The organism is Dechloromonas hankyongensis (assembly GCF_022012295.1).
Taxonomy (GTDB): Bacteria; Pseudomonadota; Gammaproteobacteria; order Burkholderiales; family Rhodocyclaceae; genus Azonexus; species Azonexus hankyongensis.
Window position 1 is genome coordinate 990,791 of record NZ_JAKLTN010000001.1, and the last position, 24,341, is coordinate 1,015,131.

Annotated in this window: 15 protein-coding genes; 7 read left to right on the forward strand and 8 right to left on the reverse strand. The window is 64.9% G+C overall.

Translation table 11 applies throughout. The features are described from left to right. Positions 1-6: 6 nt before the first annotated feature. From LZ012_RS04725 to LZ012_RS04750, 6 genes are all read left to right on the forward strand, one after another. Positions 7-555: an NADPH-dependent FMN reductase gene (locus LZ012_RS04725; protein WP_275708061.1), complete on the forward strand. Its 549-nt coding sequence runs from the start codon at positions 7-9 to the stop codon at positions 553-555. A gap of 51 nt (positions 556-606) precedes the next feature. Continuing rightward, on the forward strand, positions 607-993 hold the full coding sequence (locus LZ012_RS04730) for a response regulator (RefSeq protein ID WP_275708064.1): 387 nt from the start codon (positions 607-609) through the stop codon (positions 991-993). Then, entirely contained in the window at positions 990-4,382 is a 3,393-nt protein-coding gene (locus tag LZ012_RS04735; RefSeq protein WP_275708066.1) for a UvrD-helicase domain-containing protein, read from the forward strand. The genes LZ012_RS04730 and LZ012_RS04735 overlap by 4 nt, the downstream gene beginning before the upstream one ends. Positions 4,383-4,446: 64 nt before the next feature. Further along, positions 4,447-5,190: a substrate-binding periplasmic protein gene (locus tag LZ012_RS04740; protein ID WP_275708068.1), complete on the forward strand. Its 744-nt coding sequence runs from the start codon at positions 4,447-4,449 to the stop codon at positions 5,188-5,190. A gap of 39 nt (positions 5,191-5,229) precedes the next feature. Further along, positions 5,230-6,534 (forward strand): GGDEF domain-containing protein, encoded by a 1,305-nt coding sequence (locus LZ012_RS04745; RefSeq protein ID WP_275708070.1) that lies wholly within the window; start codon positions 5,230-5,232, stop codon positions 6,532-6,534. A gap of 52 nt (positions 6,535-6,586) precedes the next feature. Then, positions 6,587-8,254: a phosphoethanolamine transferase gene (locus tag LZ012_RS04750; RefSeq protein WP_275708071.1), complete on the forward strand. Its 1,668-nt coding sequence runs from the start codon at positions 6,587-6,589 to the stop codon at positions 8,252-8,254. Between the two features lie 20 nt (positions 8,255-8,274). Here LZ012_RS04750 and LZ012_RS04755 read toward each other — a convergent pair whose 3' ends face one another. Both LZ012_RS04755 and uvrA read right to left on the reverse strand, forming a co-directional pair. After that, entirely contained in the window at positions 8,275-8,664 is a 390-nt protein-coding gene (locus LZ012_RS04755) for a diacylglycerol kinase (RefSeq protein ID WP_275708073.1), read from the reverse strand. Then, positions 8,661-11,486, reverse strand: a complete 2,826-nt coding sequence (uvrA, locus tag LZ012_RS04760) for an excinuclease ABC subunit UvrA (RefSeq protein ID WP_275708076.1) — start codon at positions 11,484-11,486, stop codon at positions 8,661-8,663. Before uvrA ends, LZ012_RS04755 begins: the two co-directional genes overlap by 4 nt. Before the next feature lie 228 nt (positions 11,487-11,714). On the opposite strand from uvrA, the gene loiP reads away from it, so the two are divergent. After that, positions 11,715-12,503 (forward strand): metalloprotease LoiP, encoded by a 789-nt coding sequence (gene loiP, locus LZ012_RS04765; protein ID WP_275708079.1) that lies wholly within the window; start codon positions 11,715-11,717, stop codon positions 12,501-12,503. Between the two features lie 155 nt (positions 12,504-12,658). On the opposite strand, the gene LZ012_RS04770 is transcribed toward loiP, so the two are convergent. The 6 genes from LZ012_RS04770 to grrM form a co-directional block, all read right to left on the reverse strand. Then, positions 12,659-15,247, reverse strand: coding sequence for a PAS domain S-box protein (locus tag LZ012_RS04770; RefSeq protein WP_275708081.1), 2,589 nt, complete (start codon positions 15,245-15,247; stop codon positions 12,659-12,661). Positions 15,248-15,354: 107 nt separating this feature from the next. Next, a complete protein-coding gene (locus LZ012_RS04775) occupies positions 15,355-16,326 on the reverse strand; it encodes a LysR family transcriptional regulator (RefSeq protein WP_275708083.1) in 972 nt (323 codons plus the stop codon). 294 nt (positions 16,327-16,620) lie between these two features. After that, on the reverse strand, positions 16,621-18,246 hold the full coding sequence (locus LZ012_RS04780) for a methyl-accepting chemotaxis protein (protein WP_275708085.1): 1,626 nt from the start codon (positions 18,244-18,246) through the stop codon (positions 16,621-16,623). A gap of 334 nt (positions 18,247-18,580) precedes the next feature. After that, positions 18,581-21,931, reverse strand: coding sequence for an nSTAND1 domain-containing NTPase (locus LZ012_RS04785; RefSeq protein ID WP_275708087.1), 3,351 nt, complete (start codon positions 21,929-21,931; stop codon positions 18,581-18,583). After that, positions 21,928-23,061 (reverse strand): TIR domain-containing protein, encoded by a 1,134-nt coding sequence (locus tag LZ012_RS04790; protein WP_275708089.1) that lies wholly within the window; start codon positions 23,059-23,061, stop codon positions 21,928-21,930. The genes LZ012_RS04785 and LZ012_RS04790 overlap by 4 nt, the downstream gene beginning before the upstream one ends. Then, positions 23,058-24,329 (reverse strand): cyclophane-forming radical SAM/SPASM peptide maturase GrrM/OscB, encoded by a 1,272-nt coding sequence (grrM, locus tag LZ012_RS04795; RefSeq protein WP_275708091.1) that lies wholly within the window; start codon positions 24,327-24,329, stop codon positions 23,058-23,060. Before grrM ends, LZ012_RS04790 begins: the two co-directional genes overlap by 4 nt. Between the last annotated feature and the right edge of the window lie 12 nt (positions 24,330-24,341).

Consider the following 24,341-nt stretch of genomic DNA (forward strand, 5'->3'; position numbering starts at 1 on the left):
AACATCATGCGCGAATTGAAGTTGCTGGGCATCTGCGGCAGTCTGCGCCGCCAATCGACCAATGCCGGCCTGTTGCGGGCGGCGATGGCTGAACTGCCGGAAGGGGTGACGATGGAGATCGCCGATCTGTCGGCGGTGCCGTTCTACAACGCCGACATTGCCGAGAAACCGGCGGCAGTCCGCAAATTGCTCGACCAGATGACGGCAGCCGATGCCCTGGTGCTGGCCTGCCCGGAATACAACTATTCGCTGGCGCCGGCCCTGAAGAATGCCCTCGACTGGGCGTCGCGCGAGCCGAACAGCGCGCCGATCACCGGCAAGGCGGTAGCCATCATGGGCGCCGGCGGCGGCATGGGCACCTCGCGCTCGCAGTACCATCTGCGCCAGGTCTGCGTCTTCCTCGATCTGCACCCGCTCAACAAGCCGGAAGTCTTCGCCAATGCCTTTACCGGCGCCTTCGACGCCGACGGTAACCTGACCGACACCAAGCTGATCCAGCTGGTCGCCAGCCAGATGCAGGCGCTGGCCGCTTGGGCGAGGAAGCTGCAGGGATGATGCAGGCGACGATAGGCTCCAAACCCGCTGCCCGGCGGGGGAAGCGAGATCATGGGCGATAGTCTGGCCATCCTGTGCATCGAGGATACCCGCTCGGATTTTCTGCTCGTCGAGCGCGAACTGAAGCGCAGCGGTCTGCCCTGTCGCTGCCACTGGGTCGATAACCGCGAGGCCATGTTGGCGGCGCTCGACAACGAACGCTGGGACCTCGTGCTGTCCGATTACGCCGTGCCCGGCATTTCCTTCCCGGAAAACCTCGCCTACCTGAAGCGACGCTGGCCGGCGCTGCCGGTCATCCTGGTCTCCGGCACCATCGGCGAGGTCAAGGGTAGCGTCATGGTCCGGCTGGGGGCGGATGCCTTCGTGTCCAAGGACTATCTGGCCGATCTGCTGCCCGCCGTCCGCCGCCATCTCGGGCTGGCCGGAGAGGAAGCGTGACGGCCGCGGTCGACCGCCTGGCGGAAGACGAAGCCGCTCGCCAGCGGGCGCTGGCGGTGGCCTCCTTCATCGTCGAGGCGCCTGCCGGCGCCGGCAAGACCGAGCTGCTGACCCAGCGCTATCTGCGCCTGCTGGCCGTGGTCGAGAATCCGGAAGAGGTGCTGGCGCTGACCTTCACCAACAAGGCGGCGACCGAGATGCGCGACCGCATCCTGCGCAGCCTGGAAACGGCGGCAGGCGGCGTGCTGCCCCCTGAGCCCCACAAGCAGCTGACCTTCCGGTTGGCCGGAAAAGCTTTGGAACAGGACGCCGAACGCGGCTGGGGTCTGCTTGACCACCCCGGTCGCCTGCGCATCACGACGCTCGACGCGCTGTGCGCCAGCCTGGCCCGGCAGATGCCTTACCTCAGCCGTTTCGGCAGCCAGCCCGGCGTCGCCGAGGATGCCGCGGCACACTACGCGACGGCGGCGCGGCGCACGCTGGAAATGGTCGAGGCCGGGGGCGACGACGCCGAGGTGGTGGCCGCCGCGCTGGCCTTCATGGACAACAACGCCGGCCGCCTGGAGAACCTGCTCGTCGCCATGCTCGGCAAGCGTGACCAGTGGCTGCACCACGCCTCGCGCATCGAAAGCGGCGCCATGAAAAGCGAGGTCGAGGCCGGTTTCGCTGCGCTGATCGAGCGCGACCTGGCGACGGCCGCCGGATTGCTCGACGGCCGCATGCAGTCGCTGCTCATGCCGCTGGCCCGCTTCGCCGATGCCAATGCGCCCGGCACCTGCGCGGCGCTGGCCGACTGGTCCGCGCCGCTCGCCGCGGCGATGGACGACCTGGCACGCTGGCAGGGCCTGGCCGGCCTGCTGCTGACCGGGACGGGCACGCTGCGCAAGACGGTGGACAAGCGTTGCGGCTTCCCAGCCGATAAGGAATACGCCGACCAGAAAAAAGCCATGCTCGAAGTGCTGGCTGACCTGCGCGGCACGGCCGGCGTCGAAGCCGCCCTCGGCGTGCTGCAGACCTTGCCGCAGGCGCAGTTGAGTGAAGCCGAATGGGCCACCGTCGAGTGCTTCTCGCGCCTGCTCCGGCTGGCCGCCGGGCAACTGTGGCTGGCCTTCCAGGAAGCCGGCGAGGTCGATTTCATCGAGATCGCCGGCCGCGCCAGCCTGGCGCTGGGCGACGACGAGGCGCCGACCGACCTGGCGCAGGCCCTCGATTACCGCATCCGCCATCTGCTGGTCGATGAATTCCAGGACACCAGCCCGACCCAGGTCGGCCTGCTCGAAAAGCTGACCCGTGGCTGGACTCCAGATGACGGCCGCACGCTGTTCGTGGTCGGCGACCCGATGCAGTCCATCTACCGTTTCCGCAAGGCCGACGTCGGGCTCTTCCTGCGCGTCCGCGAGCGCGGCATCGGAGACATCCACCTCGAACACCTGCGCCTGTTCCGCAACAACCGCTCGTATCCGGGTATCGTCGATTGGGTCAATGCCGTCTTCCCCGACATCTTCCCAGCCGAAGACTGGCCGGAAACCGGCGCCGTGCGCTATGCCGAATCGGCGGCGACCCGCGGGGTACGGGAAGACAGCGGCGTGCTCATGCACCCGGTCATCGAAGGCGAGGGCAGCGACAGCGCCGGCGACGAGGCGCGCCAGGTGCTCGCCCTGATCCAGCAAGCCCGCAGCGAGGCGCCGGACAAGAGTGTCGCTGTGCTGGTCCGCGCGCGCAGCCACCTCGACGCGCTGGTCGCCGAAATCAGGCGCAGCGCGCCCGACCTGCGTTTCCAGGCGGTCGACATCGAAGGGCTGGACGGCCGCCAGCACGTGCAGGACCTGCTGACCCTGTTCCGCGCCCTGCATCATCGCGCCGACCGCGTGCATTGGCTGGCCCTGCTGCGTGCCCCGTGGTGTGGCCTGACCCTGGACGACCTGCATGCGCTGGCTGCCGACGACCGGCAGAGCACGATCTGGCAACTGATGCAGAACGACGGGCGTATCGCAAGGCTGTCCGCCGATGGCCAGCAACGCCTGATGCATGTGCGTGACGTGCTGGCCGCGGCCTTCGCCGCGCGCGACCGGCAGCATCCACGGCGCTGGCTGGAAGGCGTCTGGCTGATGCTGGGCGGCCCGCGCTGCCTGGAAGCGCCGGAAGCGCTGGGCGACGTGGCGGCCTTCTTTGCGCTGGTAGATCGCCTTGTCGCGGCGCGCAGCCTGAATGCCGAAACGCTGGCGACGCAGGCGGCCGAACTGTTCGCGCCGGCCGACCCGCAAGGCGACGCGGTGCAGATGATGACCATCCACAAGTCCAAGGGCCTGGAATTCGACACCGTCATCGTGCCCGGCGTGCATCGCGAAACCGGCGGCAACGAGAGCAGCCTGCTGCTGTGGGACGAAGTGGCCGGCGCCGACGGCAACGAACATCTGCTCGTCGCGCCCATCCGCCAGAAGGGCAGCGACGCCGAAGCGACCGCCTACGACTACCTGCGCCGACTGGAAGCCGAACGCACCGCGCACGAAACCGAGCGCCTGCTCTACGTTGCCGCCACCCGGGCCATCCGCCGCCTGCATCTGGTCGGCGTCGCCCGGGCCGACGAGCGCAAGGACGACGGGCTACGGCCGCCGGGCAGCGGCACGCTGCTCAAGCTGCTGTGGCCGGCGGTGGCCCAGCCGGCGTGCGCTGCGGCGCTAGGCGGTGCCCTGCCGGAAGCACGGCGGGGCAGCATCGATCCGGCCCGTTTCGTGCCGCCGCTGCTACGCCTGCGCCAGGCCGGCCTGCCCGAGTCGTTGCAGGCGCCGCCGCCGGGCGCGCGCCCGGCCGATAACCCGGTCGATCTCGACATCGCCGAAAGCGGCCTGTCGCTCGAAGCCTCGGTCGGCACGCTGGTCCATCGCTGCCTGGAATTGATCGCCCGCCAAGGTCTAGATGGCTGGTCGACGGAGCGCGTCGAAGGCGCCCGGCCGGCCTACCGGCGCTGGCTGGAGAACCAGGGGCATGCCGCCGACGCGGCGACGAGCGGGGCGGCCGACGTGGTGGCGGCGCTGTCCTGCACGCTGGGCAGCACGACCGGCCGCTGGCTGCTCGCCGCCCACCCGGAGGCTGCCGCCGAGCAGGCGTGGACGTCCACGGACAGCGTCGCGACCAGCCATCACGTCATCGACCGCAGTTTCGTCGCCGACGGCTGCCGCTGGATCGTCGACTACAAGACGGCGCGCCTGCCGGATGGCGAACTACGCCCGCGTGCCGAAAGCTACCGGCCACAGCTGGAACGCTATGCCGGGCTGTTCGCCGGTGACTCCTTGCCGCTGCGGGCGGCGATCTTTTTCCCGTTGCAGGGCGAACTGGTCGAATTGCCGCTGGCCTGTCCCGGCGAGCAATATGATCTTGGCCTAGGGTAAAAACCAGTAACGCATGTCCTGCGGCAAGACCTATAATTGCCGCTTGTCATAAAATGACTTCGGCATGCTGCGCTTTTTCCTGTCCTTCCTGCTCTGCCTTGTCCTCTCCCTGCGGGTGGGAGCGGAGGGTGGGCGGCCGCTGGAACTGCGCGTCGTCGTGCCGGACGATGCGGCGCCGATGGCGTATCGCGAGAAATCCGGCCATCTGACCGGGTTCAGCGTCGAAATCGCCCGCGCCCTGTGCAACGAATTGCAGGCCAGTTGCGTGTTTGACGTGGTGGCACCGGGCAATCTGCTCGAGCACCTGCTCCAGGGCAAGGCCGACATCGCGGCGAGCGGCGTTTTCGAGACCCCGGAGCAGCGCAACAGGATGCTGCAGGCCACGCCGTATTACCGTTCCTTCAGCCTGTGGCTGGGGCAGAGCGACGTGCCGCCGGGACGGAGGGGGCTGCGCGTCGCCGTGATGTACGGCTCCATCCAGGAAGACTATGCCCGCCGGCAAGGCTGGGAAATACGCTCGGTACGCAGCAGCGAGGAACTGATGCGCATCCTGGTCGCCGGCGAGGCGCAGGCCGCTCTGGTACCGATGATAGGCGCGCTGCAGATGCAGAAGAACGAAGCGTTCCGGCGCCTGGGGCTGGCGCCGACCGTGCTGCGGGCACCCGAACTGGGCGGCGACATCTCCTTCGGCATTTCACCTTTGCGTCCGCAGTTGCGGACAGAAATTAACACGGCGTTGGAGCGAATCAAGCGCAATGGGACGTATGATCGTATCAATTCCCGCTTTCTTCCTTTTCGGGTGAGTTGATGCTGTCGTCCATCCTGTTCCGTCGCTTGCTTCGCTACCATGCCTGAAGCCGGCAAGCAGCCCAAGGGCGTTCATGCCGGCCGGGCTTTCGGCTTGCTGGCGGCCATTTTCGTCGTCGCCTTCGGGCTGGCCGTGCTGCTGCTGGCTGCCGACCAGCAGCGCGTGCTCGAAGCCAACGATCGTCTGCAGGAGCGGACGGTCCCGGAAATCATCCGCTACCAGCGCCTGGCGCGTAACCTCGAACAGCTGCGTCAGGAAGGCGAGCGCATCTTCGCGGTCAGTTCGCATGCCTCACGCCAGCAATCCATGTTCGTGGTGACCCTGATCGCCAGCCATCCGAGCGTCCTCGAGCATCCGCAGGCCGCCCGTCTGGCGCGGGAGGCCGAGCAGTTCCTCGGCAAGGTGGTCAGCCAGTCGGCGCAGGACGAAAAGCGGCCGGCCGCCTATTACGAAGAGTGGCAACGCCTGGCGGAACGCCTCGGCATCCAGGTCGACGATGTGTCGATCGAAGGCGTCAATCTCGCCAGCGGCGACCTCAAGTTGGCCTCGGCGGCGATGATGCTGGCACGCTACAAGCTGATCGCGGTTCTCGTGCTGGTCGGGTTGTTTCTCGTCGCCTTCGTCATCCTGGTTCGCCGTCATCTGATCTATCCGCTGCAGCGCATCGACCGTGCCCTGTCCGGCCTCAGCGCCGAGCATCCCGTCCCGGCCTTCGACACCTCGCGGATGCTGGAAATCCAGTCCGTCGAGGAAGCGATCCGCGAGCACCACGCGCTGCTCATCCAGAACGAGGAAATCCGGCGCGGACTGGAAGCGCTGGCCAACAAGGATGGCCTGACCGGCCTGATGAATCGCCGCTATTTCATGCAGTCGGCCGAGGTCGAGTTGCAGCGGGCGCAGCGTTATCGCCGGCCGGTGACGGTGGCCATGGCCGACCTCGACTACTTCAAAAAACTCAACGACACCTACGGCCATGCCGCCGGCGATGCCGTGTTGCGGGTTTTTGCCGAGCGGGTGCGCGAAACCCTGCGCCAGTCCGATCTGGTCTGCCGTTACGGTGGCGAGGAATTCGCTTTCCTGTTCCCGGAAATTACGCCGGCCGAAACCGCGATCCTGACCGAGCGGCTGCGCGCCAGCGCAGCGGATAACGAGGTTGTCCTGCCCGATGGTCGGCGGGTCACGGCAACGGTCAGTATCGGGCTGGCCGATGCCAGCGAATGCCCGATCGAAATCGCCCTCCGGCATGCCGACGAGGCCTTGTACGAGGCCAAGCGCCTGGGCCGCAACCGGGTGGTGATCGGTGGCGGAGCCACGGTCATCAAGCTGGTACAAGAAAATCGCTGATCGGACTCGGCGGCCAGTTAAAATCCCGGGCTGAATTTTTCGGGTAGTTTTTATGCGTCGACCGCTGGCTGCGCTTATTTCATTCGCTCAACGCCTTGCCGCGGGGCAGGTCGTTCTCTCCATCGAGAGCGTGCTGCTCCTTGCCAGCCTGTTCTTCGCGCTGTTCTGCAACACCATGTTTCTGTCCGGCATGCTGGCCGGCTACGACATGGCGCGGCCCGCCAGTTGGCTGCTCGGCGCCTCCCTGTTCGTCGTGCTGGTTGCGGTGCATTTCGTGCTCCTCGGTCTGGTGGCCACCCGCTGGACGACCAAGCCGCTGCTCGCCGTCCTGTTCGTGGCCACCGCCTTCGCCGTCCATTTCATGACCCGCTACAAGGTCTATCTCGACACCGCCATGTTGCGCAACGTGCTGGCCACCGACGTGCGTGAGGCGCGCGACCTGATGACCTGGTCGCTGATTCCGCAGCTGCTGCTATTTGCCGGCATCCCGCTCTGGGTCTTGAGCCGTGTCCGCCTGCAGCAGCGCGCCATCGGCCGTGCCCTGCTGGTACGGACTGGCTCGCTGCTGCTTGCCCTGTTGCTGGCGGGCGGCGCGGTGTTCGCCAATTTCCAGGATCTGGCCTCGCTGATGCGCAACAATCGCGAATTGCGCTTTCTGGTCACTCCAGCCAATTATCTGTATTCACTGAGCCAGGTGGCACGCAGCCAGGCCAAGGAGGCCGACAAGGTGCGCGAACCGGTCGGCACCGATGCCGTACCAGGCGCCAGCTGGCACGAGCGGAAGAAACCGGTGGTCATGGTCATGGTCCTCGGCGAAACGGCACGTGCCGCCAACTGGGGCCTGTCCGGCTACGCCCGGCAGACGACGCCGGAGCTCGCGGCCGAGGCGGGCATCATTAATTTCGCCGACGTCACCAGTTGCGGCACCGACACCGAGACCTCGTTACCCTGCATCTTCTCGCCGTGGGGGCGCCGCGATTATCAGGAAACGCGCATCCGGAGCAGCGAATCGGTCCTCGACGTCGTCGCCCGGGCCGGTTTCCGGGTGGTCTGGGTCGACAACCAGTCCGGTTGCAAGGGCGTGTGCAACGGCGTCGAATCGACGCGGCCCGATCCGGCCAAGTCGCCCGCCCTGTGCGCTGGCGGTGAGTGCCAGGACGGTGCGCTGGTCGAGTCGCTGAAGCAACTGGTCGGCGAAACGCCGGGCAACCTGATGATCGTCCTGCACCAGATGGGCAACCACGGCCCGGCCTACTTCAAGCGCTATCCCGACGAATTCAAGCAGTTCACGCCGGCCTGCGAAGACCCGGACCTGCCCAAGTGCACCGGCGACAGCATCGTCAATGCCTACGACAACGCGATCCGCTACACCGACCATGTGGTCGCTTCGCTGGTCCGCACGCTGCGCGACCACGCCGGCCACGATTCGGCGCTGCTCTATGTCTCCGACCACGGCGAGTCGCTGGGCGAGAAGGGCCTCTTCCTGCATGGCGTGCCGTACAAGATCGCGCCCGACGTGCAGACCAAGGTGCCGATGGTGATGTGGTTTTCGACCGGCTTCCCGGCCAGCTTCAAACTTGATGACGGGTGTGTCGGCAAGGTTGCGGCGACACCGCTCAGCCATGACAACATTTTCCACACCCTGCTCGGCTTGCTGGACGTGAAAACCTCGGTTTACGCCCGGGAAATGGATTTTTCGGCCAAGTGCCGCAAGCCCTGAGGCTGCTCAGGGCTGAATGATCACCAGAGCACGCAGGCCCAGATCACCGCCGCATTGAGCAGCGACAGCAGCACCGCGGCGCTGCCCATGTCCTTGGCTCGCTTGGCCAGTTCGTGCTTTTCCGGCGAGGCCTTGTCGACCACGGCCTCGACGGCCGAATTCAGGATTTCAACAATCAGGACAACGATGATGCTGCCCGCCATCAGCGCCCGCTCGATGCCGTTGTGGCCGAGGTAGAAGGCGAGCGGGAAGGCCACGGCGGCGAGCAGCACTTCTTCGCGGAAGGCCGCTTCGTTCTGCCAGGCGGCGCACAGGCCGTCCCGGGAATAGCCGAGCGCATTGATCAGCCGGGTCAGGCCCTGCTTGCCCTTGAATTCGTCGATGGCGCTGTTGGCCGGTTCGTGGCTCATGCCGATTTATCCAGTAGCGGTTTGAGGAAGCGGCCAGTATGGCTGGTTTTGTGTTTCGCCACGATTTCAGGCGGGCCGGAGACCAAAATGCGGCCGCCGCCGCCGCCGCCCTCGGGGCCGAGGTCGACGATCCAGTCGGCGGTCTTGATCACGTCGAGGTTGTGCTCGATGACGACGATGGTGTTGCCGTTGGCGGCCAGGCGCTGGAGTACGCTGAGGAGCATTTCGATGTCCTGGAAATGCAGGCCGGTGGTCGGTTCGTCGAGGATGTACAGGGTGCGGCCGGTGTCGCGCTTGGACAGTTCGAGCGCCAGCTTGACGCGCTGCGCCTCGCCGCCGGACAGCGTCGTCGCGCTCTGGCCGAGGGTTATGTAGCTGAGGCCGACATCGACCAGCGTCTGCAGCTTGCGGGCGACGACCGGCACCGGGTCGAAGAATTCGCGCGCCTGCTCGACGGTCATGCCGAGCACGTCATGGATGGTCTTGCCCTTGTACTGCACTTCCAGCGTTTCGCGGTTGTAGCGCTTGCCGTGGCAGACGTCGCAGGGAACGTAGATGTCGGGCAGGAAGTGCATCTCGACCTTGATCATGCCGTCGCCCTGGCAGGCCTCGCAGCGGCCGCCCTTGACGTTGAAGCTGAAGCGGCCGGGGCCGTAACCGCGGACCCGCGCTTCCGGAACCTGGGCGAACAGTTCGCGGATGGGGGTCAGCAGGCCGGTGTAGGTGGCCGGGTTGGAGCGCGGCGTACGGCCGATGGGCGCCTGGTCGACGTTGATCACCTTGTCGAACAAGTCGAGGCCGGTGATTTCCTTGTGAGGGGCCGGTTCGGCGCTTGAGCCGTAGAGATGCTTGGCGGCCGCGGTATAAAGGGTGTCGTTGATCAGCGTGGATTTGCCGGAGCCGGAGACACCGGTGATACAGGTGAACAGGCCGCCGGGGATTTCCAGCGTGACGTCCTTGAGGTTGTTGCCGTAGGCGCCAATGACCTTGAGTTGCTTGTTCGGGTCGGGCTGGCGGCGCTTTTTGGGGGCCAGGATGGCCTTGCGCCCGGCCAGGTAGTCGCCAGTCATCGAGGCCGGGTTGGCGGCAACCTGCGCGGGTGTGCCCTCGGCCACGATGAAGCCGCCATGCACGCCGGCGCCGGGGCCGATGTCGATCACGTAGTCGGCGCTGCGGATGGCATCCTCGTCATGCTCGACGACGAGCACGGTGTTGCCCATGTCGCGCAGGTTCTTCAGCGTTTCGAGCAGGCGGTCGTTGTCGCGCTGGTGCAGGCCGATGGACGGCTCGTCGAGTACGTACATGACGCCGGTCAGGCCGGAGCCGATCTGTGAAGCGAGGCGGATGCGCTGCGCTTCGCCGCCGGATAGCGTCTCGGCCGAGCGTTCCAGGCACAGGTAGTCGAGGCCGACGTTGATCAGGAAGGACAGGCGGGCGGTGATTTCCTTGAGGATTTTCTCCGCCACCTGTGCCTTGGCGCCGGTCAGCGTCAGGCAGTTGAAGTAGTTGCGCGCCTCGCCGAGCGGCAGGCCGCTGATTTCGTGCAGTGTCTTGTCACCGACGCGGACATGGCGCGCCTCGATGCGCAGGCGGGTGCCGCTGCAACTCGGGCAGGCCGAATTGCTGACGTACTTCGACAGTTCCTCGCGCACCGCATTCGAGTCGCTGCTGCGGTAGCGCCGTTCGAGATTGGGAATGATGCCTTCGAAGGTGTGCGTGCGGTCGAAACGGGTGCCCTTTTCGTTCAGGTAGCGGATGGCGATGGCCTGGCTGCCCGAGCCGTAGAGGATGACCTGGCGCACCTTCTCAGGCAGGTCCTGCCACGGCGTGTCGACCGAGAAATCGTAATGGGCGGCCAGCGATTCGATGATCTGGAAGTAGAACTGGTTCTTCTTGTCCCAGCCGCGAATGGCGCCGGCGGCCAGTGAGGCGGCCGGGTTGGTGACGACGCGCTTGGGGTCGAAGAACTGGATAACGCCGAGGCCGTCACACTTCGGGCAGGCGCCCATCGGGTTGTTGAATGAGAACAGGCGCGGCTCCAGCTCCTGCAAAGCGTAGGAGCAGACCGGGCAGGCGAACTTGGCCGAGAACAGGTGCTCGACGTTGCTGTCCATCTCCAGCGCGATGGCCCGGCCTTCGGCATGGCGCAGCGCCGTTTCGAAGGATTCGGCCAGGCGCTGGCGCATGTCGTCGCGGACCTTGAGGCGGTCGACCACGACATCGACGGTGTGCTTCTGCGTCTTGGCCAGCTTGGGCACGGCGTCGATTTCGTAGACCGTGCCGTCGACGCGGACGCGGGCGAAACCCTGGGCGCGCAGTTCGGTGAACAGGTCGAGCTGCTCGCCCTTGCGATTGGCGACCACCGGGGCGAGGATCATCAGCTTGGTTTCGGCCGGCAGGGCGAGCACAGTATCAACCATCTGCGACACGGTCTGCGCTTCGAGTGGCTGGTTGTGGTCCGGGCAATACGGCGTGCCGGCGCGGGCGTAGAGCAGGCGCAGGTAGTCGTGGATTTCGGTGACCGTGCCGACGGTGGAGCGCGGGTTGTGCGAAGTCGCCTTCTGCTCGATGGAAATCGCTGGGGAGAGGCCCTCGATCAGGTCGACGTCGGGCTTTTCCATCAACTGCAGGAACTGCCGGGCGTAGGCCGACAGCGATTCGACATAGCGGCGCTGGCCCTCGGCATACAGCGTGTCGAAGGCGAGCGAGGACTTGCCGGAGCCGGACAGCCCGGTGATGACGATGAGCTGGTCGCGCGGCAGGTCGAGATTGATGTTCTTCAGGTTGTGCGTGCGCGCGCCACGAATGCGGATGGTTTCCATCGCTGGTCTGGGAACGGTTGGGGAGAGGGATGAACTATACGCAAAATGCCCCCTTTATGCACGGACAACTGTTTTTATATACAGCCTTAATTGCTCGCGGGTGGCCGGAGTGAAAAGAGTTGCGCTATTTCATCTGCATAAAACCCATTTCGAATTATGTCAAAGTGATAAAATTTTCGCCTTGGCCGCAGTGGGCGGCCATTTTTCCAACGAATTAGGATTCCCGCCATGAAATTTGGTTCGCCTCTTTTCCTCTCCGTCGCCGCCCTGTCCGTCTCGCTTCTGAGCGCCTGCAGCAATACCGGCGGCGGCACCACCGCCGTTTCCGCCGCCAATGCCGAAGGCCTGATGACAGCAGGCAAGGCTGCGGTCCAGGCCGCCACGTTGAGCGACGCCGACGTGATGCAGCTATCCGACAAGTCCTGCGCCGAACTCGACGGTCAATCGAAGATCGCCGCGCCGAAAGGCAAGTACGCCTTGCGCCTGGCCAAGATCACCAAGAACATGCCCAAGGACGTCAATGGCGTGACCATCAACTACAAGGTCTACGAGACCAAGGACGTCAACGCCTGGGCCATGAACAATGGCTGCGTGCGTGTCTATTCCGGCCTGATGGACTTGATGACCGACGACGAAGTGCGCGGCGTGGTCGGCCACGAAATCGGCCACGTCGCCCTCGGCCATTCCAAGAAATCGATGCAGGTCGCCTACGCCGCCGGCGCCGCCCGCCAGGTGGCGGCCGCCTCGGGCAATTCCGCCGTGGCCGCCCTGAGTTCTTCCGACATCGGCGCCATTGCCGAAAAACTGGTCAATGCCCAGTTTTCGCAAGCCCAGGAAAGCGACGCCGACGATTACTCCTTCGATCTGCTGACCGCCGCCAAGCTCAAGCGCGAGGGCCTGATCACCGCCTTCGAGAAGCTCGCCAAACTGGGCGACAGCAACAGCATGCTGAGCTCGCATCCGTCTTCATCGGGCCGCGCCCAGCACATCCGCGAGCGCATCGCCGCGAAGAAGTAAGCACACCCCCAGGCCTTCCTCCCTCAGATGGCCATTGGCCCGACGCTTGCCGTCGGGTTTTTTTTGCCCGGACGGCTGCTATGGGGCGGAGCGGATAGTCTGTCCGAGCGGCGCCATGACTGGACGACGGTGGGGCGTGGAATCCGCCTCGTCGATCACGCCTGGTAGAAGGCAAACCGGCCGCGGCCGCTGCGCTTGGCCTGATACAGCGCCTGATCGGCCAGTTCGATAAGTTGCTCGGGCTGCTCGCCGTATTCGGGAAACATGGCGATGCCGATACTGCCGCCAATCTGGACCGCGCGCTCACCGGACAGTACAAACGGTTTCTGCAACTCGTTGATCAGCGATTGCGCGACATGGGCGGCACCTTCTCGATTGTTGATTTCATCGAGTACCACCACGAATTCGTCGCCGCCTTGCCGGGCCAGGGTATCGACCCCGCGTAAGCGGTCGCCCAGGCGCTTGGCTACCAATTGCAGCAGTTCGTCTCCGGCGGCATGGCCCAAGGTGTCGTTGACCGGTTTGAAGCGGTCGAGATCGATGTAGAGGACGGCGCCGAGCATCCGGTGGCGCTTGGCCCGCTCGACGGTATGCTCGAGTCGGGTGGCCAGCAACAGGCGGTTGGGCAACTCGGTCAGCGCATCGTACTGGGCCAGGCGCTCGAGCTTGGTTTCCGTATGCTGCATGCGGGACATGTCAATCTGCACCCCGATATAGTGGGTCAGCTCGCCCTCGGCGTTGCGCACCGAGCTGATGGCGATCCATTCCGGATAGACTTCGCCGCTCTTGCGGCGATTCCAGATTTCGCCCTGCCAGAATCCCGTTACTTCCAGGCTGTGGTACATGTTGCTGTAGAAGGCCTCGTCGTGGCGGCCCGAGCGCAACAGGCGCATGTTGTTGCCGACGACTTCCTCAGCCGCGTATTCGCTGATCGCGGTGAAGGCAGGATTGACCGCGAGTACGGTGCCTTGGATATCGGTGATGACGATGCCTTCCTGCACGCTTGAAAACACAGCTGCGTGCAGGCGTAGCGTTTCTTCCGATTTGCGGCGCCCGGTCACGTCCTGGGTGACCCCGCGATAACCCTTGAATTCGCCATATACGCCGAAAATCGGGTCGCCGCTGATGACGAACCAGCGCAGTTCCCCATCTCGATTGACCAAGCCAAGCTCGAAATTGCGAAATGGCTGATGGTTCTCCAGGGTGGCCCGGTGCTGTGCCCAGGCCGCCGCATCGACCCCGACGCACGGTATTTCCCAGCGGGTTTTGCCGATGTACTCCTGATAGTCGAGTTTGGAATGCTTGGCGATGGAAGAGGAAATCTGCGTAAAGCGGAAGCGCTCGTCGATAGCCCAGAAATAGTCGGAGGCGATTCCCGCCAGGTTTTTGAGAACCTGCTGTTTCTCGGCCAGTCTCGCCTCGGTGTTTTTGCGGGAACTGATGTCTTCGACCACCGAAATGAAGTAGTCCGGCGATCCGTCGGCTTTCCGGACCAGGGAAACCGTCAGGTTGATCCACACGATGGTGCCACTCTTGTGCCAGTAACGCTTCTCCATCGAGTAGAAAGCGAGCTCGCCGGCCAGCACCTGGCGCACGTATTCTTCATCGAGCGCCAGATCGTCGGGGTGGGTGATGTCCTGAAAGGACTTGTCCAGCAGTTCGTCGCTCGAATAGCCGACGATTTCGCACAGCCGCTCATTGACCCGCAGCCAGTGTCCGTCCGGCCCGACATGCGCAATGCCGACCGCCGCCTGGTCGAAGGTGGCCCGGAATCGCCGCTCACCCTCCTGCAGCGCGTTATTGGCCGAGACCAGGAGTTCCCGGGCGGTGGCGATTTCAATGATGGAAGATTCAGCCTCCGGGCTGTCGGTCCCGGTCAGCGAAATGACCTCGCGGGCCAGCCGCCGGCTGGCCCACAAGCCGCCCAGCACGCTCGCCAGCACGGTGACGACGATGGCCGCGGCGAGCGCCAGGCCGGCGGAAACCAACGGCGTGCGATAGACGTCACGGGGGATTTCGAGCACGACGGACCACGGGGCCACCCCCATCGGGGCAACCACCCGTCCCTGCCCGTCGGGATCGCCGGCCGCACCGGTTTTTTCCGGAGGCCCGACGCGGGCGATGGTTTGCTTGTTCCCATCGACGACGGCCATCGACCATCCCTGGGGCAGGGCCAACTGCTCCAGGCGCTGCTGTAGCTGTTTGGTCTCGAGGGTGGTCAGCAGCAGTTTGACGGCCTTCCCGTCGCGCAAGACAGGTACCGCGATGGCGACCAGCGGGGCCTTGGCGATGGGGCCGTGCAGCAGATCGCTGATCGCCGGTTTTCCCGTCGCCAAGGCTAAAGGAGCAGCCGCCCGCCCATCGGGCCGCGGCAGGGCGGGCAGGGCTGTGCCGTAGGGCGTCCGGGTATTGAACAGCATGCGCATTTCGGTGTCGGCGAAAATGACATGGCTGTCGAAGCTTTGCTGGAAATTTTGTGCCTCCCGATAGAACTCGGGCCAGCGGGCGGCATTGTCCGCCAGCGGAGAGAGCGCCAGCATGTTCAGGGACTTGATGCGGGAAGTCAGGTTCTGGTCGAGCGCTGTCGCAAAGTTGTGCGCCAGAAAGAAAGCCTTTTGATCCCGGCCGTCCTTGGCGACCTGGATGCTGTCTTTGGCGAGGTAAGCCGCCAGCAGCACGAGCGGGGCGATACAAATGCCGATCAGCAGTGTCAGGAATGCATTCAGTGATTGCTTTTTTTTCATCGCAAGCTGTCCGCCCTTAGGCGGTGTCCCGGTATCTTTTTGCTATTGGTTGCGGAATGGGATTCTGGCAGATGACGGCGGCAAGATGTCCGTCGCCATACAAATAATCATCCTTCCGTCCGCATATCCAGGAACGGGGCCTGTTCCTTCGCGATCAACCGCCCCTCGCGCCAGCTGCCGTCACGGCAAAGCTCGCCGACCAGCGTCTGCACCACCCGGGCCACGGCCAGGGTGGCAGCCGAGGCGGGGATGTGGCGGGAGGCGCAGAGCATGACGCGGCGGCTCAGGTGTTCCGGGGCAATCGGCACGGCGCGCAGTTCGCCGCGCTCCAGTTCGCGCTGCATCGGCATCGGCGGCAACAGAGTGTGGCCGAGTCCGGCGAGCAGGCTGGTGCGCAGGATGCTGATCGAGCTGATGTCGGCCACGACGTTGGGGGCAGCCAGTCCGGCCTGGCGGGCGGCGGCTTCGACGATGGGGCGGACGCCGTGCGGCTGAGCGGGAAGGATGAGCGGCAGGCGCAGGGCGTCGCGCAGGCCGATCGGGCCGCTGGGTGCATCCGGGGCATCGGCCGGCGAGATGAGCAGCAGCGCTTCGTCGAGCAGCGGGTGGCAGCGGAATTCGTCGAGCCGGCCGTCGTCGAAGAGCACCGCCAGATGGAGCAGGCCGGTCCGCAACTGCGGCACCAGGTTGCCGGTGAGTTCTTCGGTCAGTTCCAGTTCGACGCGGGGCAGGGCGGCGCGCACGGCCTTGAGCAGCGGCAGGGCGAGGGCCTGCGAAATGCTGTGCGGGATGCCGAAGATGACCTTGCCGACCGCTTCGCCCTCGGCCTGGGTGACGCTCTGCCGGGCATCCTCGACCTGGCGCAGGATGGCCAGGGCGTGCGGGTGGAAGGCGCGGCCGGCCGCCGTGAGTTCGACGCCGCGCGGCAGGCGCTGAAAGAGGGGCTGGCCGAGTTCGCTTTCCAGTTGCGCCAGCTGCTGGCTGAGCGCCGACTGCGCGACAAAGACCGCACTGGCGGCCTTGGAGAAGCTGCCGTGTTCGGCAATGGCGAGAAAGTAGCGGAGCTGGCGCAGTTCCATGGCGAAACGGGAAATTAACGATGTTGCAGTCTATCGTTTTTCCAGATGCCGTTATCACAATTCTTAATTTTTCAGATGGCTCACGCTGGGTTCTAATGGCCTCAACTGATCTGCACCGACGCTTCCGGCCACCAGCCGGGAGACTTGGCCGAACCCCGGCTCCGGTTGGTCCGGACAGGCGCTGCTTACCGGTAGCGTTGCCCCGGCAGGGGAATGGAACAAGGGCAGGCCGGCATCGCCGGTCTGCCCTTTGCCTTTGTGCGGCTTACTCGCCGTGGCGAGGGGCGGTACCGCTCAGATGCGGAAGGCGGCGACCGCCTGATGGCTTTCGGCCGCCAGTTTTTGCAGGCGAACGGCGGTGTCGGCCACCGAGCGCACGGCGATGCTGTTTTCCTCCGAGCGTTGGGCGATGTTTTCGACATTGGCGGCGATTTCGTTGCTCGCCGTGCCCTGTTCGCTCAGCGCGTTGGAGATGTCGGTCACCGTCTGCATGACCTGGCGGGCGCCGTCGTTGATGCTGAGCATCGATTGGCTCGACTTGCGCGCCAGGTTCACGCCGTCCTCGACGCGGGCGACGCTTTCGGCCATGGTGCTGACCGCCTGGTGGGCGTTGTCCTGGACGGCGGCGACCATTTCCGAAATTTCCGTGGTCGCCTTGGCAGTCCGCTCGGCAAGCTTGCGGACCTCGTCGGCGACCACGGCGAAGCCGCGTCCGGCCTCGCCGGCGCGGGCCGCCTCGATGGCGGCATTGAGGGCAAGCAGGTTGGTCTGGTCGGCGACGTCCTTGATCACGCCGACGATGCCGCTGATCCGTTGCGAGCTTTCGCCCATTTCGCGGATGGTGTTCGAGGCGTCGTGCACGGTGGCCGAGATGCGCTGCATTTCGGCGACGGTGTGTTCGATGGCCTGATTGCCGGCATCCGACAGCTCGCCGGTTTGCGTGGTGACGGCGTGGGCCTGGCGGGCGCTGTCCGAAACGTGGTTGATGGACACCGTCATCTGTTCGACGGCCGCAGCCATCGACGAGGCCGCTTCGGATTGCAGCGCCGTGGCGCTGGCCACCTGATGCGAGGCGGTCGCCATTTCCTGCGCCGAAGTGGCGACGCCCTCGGCATTGCGGTGCAGTTCGGCCAGCATTCGGCGCAGGCTGGTCTGCATCTTGTGGGTCGCTGCCATCAGGCTGTGCGCGTCGTTGTCACGCACCGGGATGGTGGCCGTCAGGTCGCCTTCGGCGATACGCTCGATCACTTCCTGGGCGGCGGCCGGTTCGCCGCCGAGCGGGCCGGTGACCGAACGGATCACCCACAGGGCGAGGCCGATCGACACGACGAGCGCCGCACAAACGATGCCTATGCTCAGGTTGCGGGCATTGCCGTAATGCTCGTGGGCCTGAACGACGGCGCGGGCGACCTGCTCGTCCTGATAAGCGTTGAAATCCTTGAGCGCCGTCTGGTACTGCAGCAGGATGGGGCGCAGCTCGCTGTTCAGGTAGCGCCGCGCTTCGTCGGCCGATCCCGCTTCGATGGTCGCCATCAGCTTTTCCTGGCCCTCGATGTAGCGGCCGCGTTGCGCCTTGGCCCGTTCGAGGATTTCGCGGGCGTGCGGGTCGCTGACCAGCGGCCAGAGCTTTTCGATGTCCTTCAGGATGGAGGCCCGGTTATCGAGCACGGCCTGCTTCTGGCGGGCGAGATCGTCGCGGTTCTCGGCGAGCAGCATGTTGCGCAGCGCGATGGCGATCTGATTGGTCTTGGTGATGATGCTGTTGCTCAGGCCGACCATCTCAACCTGAGTTTCGATGGTCCGCGTATTGGTGTCGAGCAGGGACAGATTGGAAATGCCGATGGCGGCAACGGTCAGGACGAGGGCAATGATGACGCTGAAGCCAATGCCGAGTCGGCTGGCGACGGTGAGGTTTGGCATGAGATTTTCCGGATGGGATGGATGTGGGATGGTGCGCTGGCGGTGACGGATACTGCCGGCACGGTTGCTTGTTTTGACTTGTGCTATTTGACGAGAACCGGGTATTCCTTTTGGAATATACCGGCGACATTATAGGCATGGCTTGGCCTTGTTGTTGATAGATATCAAATAACTATACCTTTTGGCAAAAAACGGATTTCTGCCGTTTTTCGGCGCAGTGGCGGACGGAACGCGGCCGCATCGCCGCCAGGCAGTAAAAGGTCAGGCTTTCCGCCGGACGAAGGCGGAAAGCCTGGCTGCCGGCCCGCTCGTCGAGGTAAGGATAGTCCGTTTTCTATTGTGCGGCCGGCGTTCCCGGCGGATTTTGATGGGCCGGTGACGGCGCCGGGGCGTGGTTGACCACTTCCCGGCCCAGCTTGACGAGGGCGGACGTGCTCCACGGTGCACCGACGAATTCCCTCTTGTCGTCCTTTTGGCGTACCGCCAGCCACCCCTCGTAGGGACCAGAAACGCCTACCATCCAGTCGGCCCCGGCCCAGCGGGCACCGGCGAACGGTGAAATGCTGGCGACCGGCACGGGGGTCGTTTCGGCCAGCAGGTCGAGCAATATCGGCTCGTCGTAGACGCCGATCAGCACCTTGCTGGCGTAGTTCGGCCCGGCGCGTTGGGCGGTAGGCGCCCGTCCTGGCCCGGCCGCTCCCGGCTTTTGAATCTGGAAGCAATGCTTGTCGTGGTGATACATCAGGGAATCGAAGCCCGGCGTTATCCCCAGTTCCTTCAGCCGCTTGTTCAACCGGCCGCAGCCGGAGTCCTCCGGCGCCTCGGCGGCCAGTGGCTGCCAGTCCTGGTCGCTGCCCGGGCTGCCGATGATGCGCTGCGCCCCGTCGGCGAACAGGCGCCATGACAGGCCGGCGACGCGAACGCCGATGCCGCCGACCTCTCGCCAGGACAGCACGCTTTTGACGCGCGGATCGCCGTCCTGTTTCGGCTGCGCCTCGATTTCCTTGCGCAGGATGGCGACCGCTTCCTCGCCGATGACCTGGGTCAGCAATTCGGCGCGCGCGGACAGCGACTTTTCATCATCGTCCCAATGGATCTTGAACAGGCTGACCGAAGGCGGTTCGTCGGACAGCCCGCTGCGCGAAACCGCCATGTAGCGGATCCGGGCGTCGAACAGGATGAAGGTATCGGGCGAATTATTGGGTTTGCTGATCAGGTCGACCGTCTGGCAAGTTCCGTCCTGCTTCGCATAGCGGGCGGAATACAGTTCGACGTCTTCCCATTGGTCGTAATCGCGCTTCTTGACGAAGATGCCCCTTCCCTTGCTGGCTTCTGGGTACAGTACACCGCGCACCGCCTTGCCTTTGCCGGCCTGGTCGACTACGCAGTCGAGCGCCAGCGGCTTGTCGGGAATGAATTTCTCCTGTTTGAATTCGCCGGCATCGGGATTGGTGGCGCTGTGCCACATGCCGGTGGTCAGGCGGCGGCGCAGGTTGCCATTCACGTAATAGTCGGTATCGTGGAATTCGAGCAGCTTCTTGGCCAGGGTCACCTGGGGCAGCCAGTTGAACAGATTGCTGGCCGGGCTGCGCACGTAGGCCGACTGATCCCGGCCCATGGCGGCCAGGTCGGCCGCCGCCAGCAATTTGGCCAGTTCGCGGTCGGCCGCGCCGAGGTCCGGGGTCGCGCTGTCGGCATAACGCAGTTCGACCTGCTGGCGGGCCATGCCGAATTTGTCCACGGCCATCATCACCGGGTAGGTGGCGACAAAAGGCGCCAGTACGAAAAACGCGCCGGTAATGACCCAGCGCTTGCGCCGCCGGGTCTGCGCCTCGCGTTTCTGTTCCGCCACCATGCGCTCCTGGCGTTCAGTGGCCCGCCGCGCGTTTTCCTGCGCCTTGTGCTCCCGTTCTTCCAGGATCCGCCTGGCTTCGGCTTCGGCGTCGAGCAGGGCGCGCGAACTGGCGATATAGTCCGCCACCTCGGTCTTGACGACGCCGAGCCGTTCGCCTTCGCGAAACTGTTTCAGGGTGCGGAACCACTCGTCGCGCAGGTCGGCCTGCATCAATACCGGGCCCAGGCCGGCCGCATCGAGGCGGATCAGTTCGGCCTGGCCGAGCAGCAGTTCCGGCCGCCGGGCCGCTTCCTGCCAATCGGAACAGCGGCGCAGCACGTTCAGGAACTCTTCGAAGCGCTCGGCCTCCGCGTCCACCAGTCCGCGGAAATGCGACCAGCCGCGGATGAAGGATTCGTGCGACACCTTGAGCGTCACCCGGGCCGGGTTTTCCTTGTCCCAATACAGGTAATGGACGGAATCGAGATAACCGTTCTCGAGCAGATCCCGCAGTTTGTCCGTCCGCGTGGCATCGCCGGCAAACAGGCCGGGATCGTTCACGTCCAGCCGCTGCTGGTTGTAAGTCCCGTTGTTGGGGTCCTTGAACGCCAGCCGTTCCAATACGAAATCGATGTGCTTGCGGTCCTCGTCCGACTTGTCGTCGTAGGTCGCCTTCGCCCAGTTCTCCAGGCTGGCGCGCAAGGTGTTCAGGTCGTCCCGCTGGCGCAGCCAGCCGGCTTCCTTCGCCTTGGGGTCGGCGCCCAGCTCCAGGTCGCCCCATTGGATATCGTTCGGCACCCCGTGCTGGCCATCGACCCCGCAACGCGCACTCGCCACCTGCCAGATCCTGGCCAGCAGATGCTGCAATAGCGGCAGATGGTCCGGGTCGTCTGCGATCCGCTCCACGTCCTTGAGCAGGCGGGCGATGACGGCATCGGCGAAGACGATGTCGTCGGGCAGGCTGGATGCGCTGTCGCCCCGCTGCAGCAGGCGCAGGAAAACCTTGGCCGGCCCGGTGATGGCATCGCGCAGCTCGTCCTCGTCGGGCCGGCGAACCAGATAGACCGACTCGTTGATCGCATCCGGTAATTCGAGATAGCCGGCGCAGTCGGCGAGGTGTTCGCTGCGCATGGTCAGGATGACGAAGCAGCGGGGATGCGGGCTGAAAAAATGATCGATGATCGCCTCGATCAGCGTGCGGGTGTCGGCATTCCCCTTGTTGTTGGGGTGAAAGAGTTCTTCGAACTGGTCGATGACGAAGAGAAAACGGGCATTTTTCCGGTCCGGTCCGGCGGCCGGAAGGTCTTCGGTGTAGGCGTCGACCAGGCGGGCGAAGCCGGCCCCCTGGCGGAAAATGGTTGCGATGCCGTCCAGGCGACGGGCGTTTTCCCGGTCTGCATCGACATTGCCGGCCTCGGCCGTTTGCCCCTGCTTCTCCAGCCGCCGGCGCACGGGCAGTTCGGCCGGTTCGAGCTGTTGCGAAAACTTCCAGGCCAGGCGGGTGATGGGCGTCTGGTTGGCCGGGACATCTGCCTCGCTTGCGCTGTCGCCGGTGGGCAGCATGGCCGTGGTGCCCGGCGTGAAGACGACCGGCACCCAGTAGTCGCCAGCGTCGGGAATGCCGTAGCCGCGCAGTTTCGGAACGACGCCGGCACGCACCAGCGACGACTTGCCGGAGCCCGAACCGCCGACCACGGCGACGAACTGGCTTTGCGTCAGGCGTTTGACGACATCGTCGATCTGCCGCTTGCGGCCGAGAAACAGCGCCGCCTCGTGGTCGAGGAAAGGGCGCAGGCCGGGATAGGGCGAGGTCGGAAAGCGGAACGCGCCCAGCCCGTTGGTGCCGCTCATTTCGGCTCCTCGGTACCGGCCAGCAGGCGCTGGCGTTTGCGCTCCAGGACCTTGGTCAGAAAGATGACCAGCGCCGTGCCATCCTGGTCGGCGATGTGCAGGCCGCCTTGCCCATCCGGCTCGAATTTCAGGACCTGCCAGTTTGACACGCGGTTGGCCTCCGGCGGCTTGCCGCCGGGCTCCATCAGGTAGGCGATGATGCAGGGCGCGGCGGTCCTGCCGCGCAGCTTGCCTTCGACCATCGTGATCTGCGCCAGCAGCGACTCCGAAGTCTTCTTGTCCCACAACAGGACGACGCCATCGGCATCGTCGAGATAGGGGCGGCTGTTGATTTCGTTCATCGGTAGACCGGTTGGCCGCACGTACAGAGAGGGTTCGACGTGCTCGCTGGCGATCAGCTGGTCCCAGCTCTTGGTGACCTGTTTGCCCAGCGACTCCCAATAGGTTTCCTGCCGCTCGTTGCTCTCGATGTAAATGCGCACGGTGGCGGAGTCCTCGGTCGGCGCGGGGGCGACTAGCTGTTTGCTGCGGGTCGCAGCCTGGCGGATTTTGTCGGCCAGCCCCTCGCGGATTTCGACGAAGGCCTCCCAGAACGCATTGGAGACGACCCGCCGCTTGCCTTCGGCCGAATTGTCGTCGCCGGAATAGATCGGCACCGGCCGGTTCGGCTTGGCCAGCTGGTAAAAAGGCATCCACAGCTGCCCTTCGAAGGGGCAGATGGTCTTCCAGGCGTCGCGGCTGGTCAGCGTGTCGATCGCGTCCTTGGACATCGCAATGACGTAGAGCCGATAGCGGAATCCATCCTCGCCGAAATGTTTGCGGAAATATTCCAGTTCCTTCAGGCACCATTTCGAGTCGAGGTAGTTGTCGTGCACGAACAGGAACAGCGAAAACGAATCGCGCACGTTGTCTTCCAGGCGCTCGTTGAGCACGCCGGAGACCAGGGGATCGTCGCCGCACAGGTGGATGGGCGGCAATTTGATGCCCCGCAAGCGGCTGGGCAAGGAATAGAACAGTTCGTCCTTGAAGCAGGACACCCACTGATTCCAGCCCTCGTCGTCCGGCACCGAATAGCTGAAGAATGCATAAAACCGGCATTCGGAAAACGGGCGCTCCATTGCTTCAGTCATGGCATCCCCTCCATCTCCGCTAGTGCGGTGCAACTGTCCTTGCGGTCGCCGGCCGCGTCGCGTTCCAGCCGTGCGAGCACCGCGTCGAATGGGCGCTTCAGCATCGTGCGGCAATACAGCGTCTCGGCGCTGGCCAGATCGCCGTTTTCGTACAGCTTGTTGGCCGGGGCGCCGCCGCCGCAGAAGCCGAAGTAGGCGCAGCTCGCTTCGCACATCCCAGTGCCGCGACGGATGGCCGTCCACAGATCGACGAAATGCTGATGCCGCGCACTGTCCAGGAAGCTGTCGGCGTGCACGTTGCCGAGCACGAAATCGCCGTATTCCGGCGACGGCTGGCCGAGGAGTTCCGGCGAAAAGGTCGTGAAATCGCCGTTGTGCGCCACGGTAATCAGCGCGAAGGGCAGGGTCTGCGCATTGTCCGGCAGTTCACGGCCCCGCCAGCGGTAACTCGCCAGCGGCTCGGCGATCAGATGCATGGCCATCTCCAGTTCGCGGAACCGCAGACTGCCGCCGCTCTCGATGCTGCGCGCGAGCAGGCGCTCGACGAAGCGGGCGTGGGGCGGCTCGTGATCGGCCAGGCTGGAGCGGTCGTTCACGCCCTCGGCCTCGTCGAAGTTGCAACCGACTTCGTGTATCCCCTGCGCCAGGAAGAAGTCGCAGAAGGCATCGGCGTGGCCCAGCGTTTCCGCCGTGACGACGGCAATGGCGTGATACGGAATGCCGTGTTCGCGTAGCCGGGCCATGCCCTGCACGACCCGCTGGTGGGTGGTCTGCCCGCGCCGGGTGCGGCGATGCCGGTCGTGCAGCCAGGCCGGCCCGTCGACGCTGATGCCGATGCGTACGCCGTGGCGTGTGAACAGTCGGCACCAGGCGTCGTCAATTAGCGTGGCATTGGTCTGGATGGAATGCGAAACCGCGCAGCTTGCACCGAGCACGTCGGCGATCAAGGGAATGGCCTCGTCGTAGAACGATGGCGGCACGGTCAGCGGTTCGCCGGCATGCCAGACCACCGTCAACTCGGCGCCGGCCAGTCCATCGTCCACCAGTCGCCGGGCGGCCTTGCGCACGGTTTCCAGGCTCATTCGCGCCTTGGCGTCGCGCTGCGGCAGGTAGCAATAGTCGCAGTCGAGATTGCAGAACGGGGTCGGCTGCAATATCAGCAGCCGGGTACGCAGCGCCGGGAAGAAATCGGCCGGGGCGAAGCTGGCCGCTTCCGACCGGACCGCTGTCGAAGTGGGCCGTGGACTCCAGCGGATAGTCGACACCATGCTCACCGTCAC

Excerpts from the sequence above, each read along its gene's own strand:
- LZ012_RS04755 (WP_275708073.1), bottom strand. The coding sequence starts at position 8,664 with ATGAGCCACGAACCGGCCAACAGCGCCATCGACGAATTCAAGGGCAAG.
- LZ012_RS04730 (WP_275708064.1), top strand. The coding sequence starts at position 607 with ATGGGCGATAGTCTGGCCATCCTGTGCATCGAGGATACCCGCTCGGAT.
- LZ012_RS04725 (WP_275708061.1), top strand. The coding sequence starts at position 7 with ATGCGCGAATTGAAGTTGCTGGGCATCTGCGGCAGTCTGCGCCGCCAA.
- LZ012_RS04770 (WP_275708081.1), bottom strand. The coding sequence starts at position 15,247 with ATGAAAAAAAAGCAATCACTGAATGCATTCCTGACACTGCTGATCGGC.
- uvrA (WP_275708076.1), bottom strand. The coding sequence starts at position 11,486 with ATGGAAACCATCCGCATTCGTGGCGCGCGCACGCACAACCTGAAGAAC.
- LZ012_RS04775 (WP_275708083.1), bottom strand. The coding sequence starts at position 16,326 with ATGGAACTGCGCCAGCTCCGCTACTTTCTCGCCATTGCCGAACACGGC.
- LZ012_RS04780 (WP_275708085.1), bottom strand. The coding sequence starts at position 18,246 with ATGCCAAACCTCACCGTCGCCAGCCGACTCGGCATTGGCTTCAGCGTC.
- LZ012_RS04785 (WP_275708087.1), bottom strand. The coding sequence starts at position 21,931 with ATGAGCGGCACCAACGGGCTGGGCGCGTTCCGCTTTCCGACCTCGCCC.
- LZ012_RS04740 (WP_275708068.1), top strand. The coding sequence starts at position 4,447 with ATGCTGCGCTTTTTCCTGTCCTTCCTGCTCTGCCTTGTCCTCTCCCTG.
- loiP (WP_275708079.1), top strand. The coding sequence starts at position 11,715 with ATGAAATTTGGTTCGCCTCTTTTCCTCTCCGTCGCCGCCCTGTCCGTC.
- grrM (WP_275708091.1), bottom strand. The coding sequence starts at position 24,329 with ATGGTGTCGACTATCCGCTGGAGTCCACGGCCCACTTCGACAGCGGTC.
- LZ012_RS04745 (WP_275708070.1), top strand. The coding sequence starts at position 5,230 with ATGCCTGAAGCCGGCAAGCAGCCCAAGGGCGTTCATGCCGGCCGGGCT.
- LZ012_RS04750 (WP_275708071.1), top strand. The coding sequence starts at position 6,587 with ATGCGTCGACCGCTGGCTGCGCTTATTTCATTCGCTCAACGCCTTGCC.
- LZ012_RS04790 (WP_275708089.1), bottom strand. The coding sequence starts at position 23,061 with ATGACTGAAGCAATGGAGCGCCCGTTTTCCGAATGCCGGTTTTATGCA.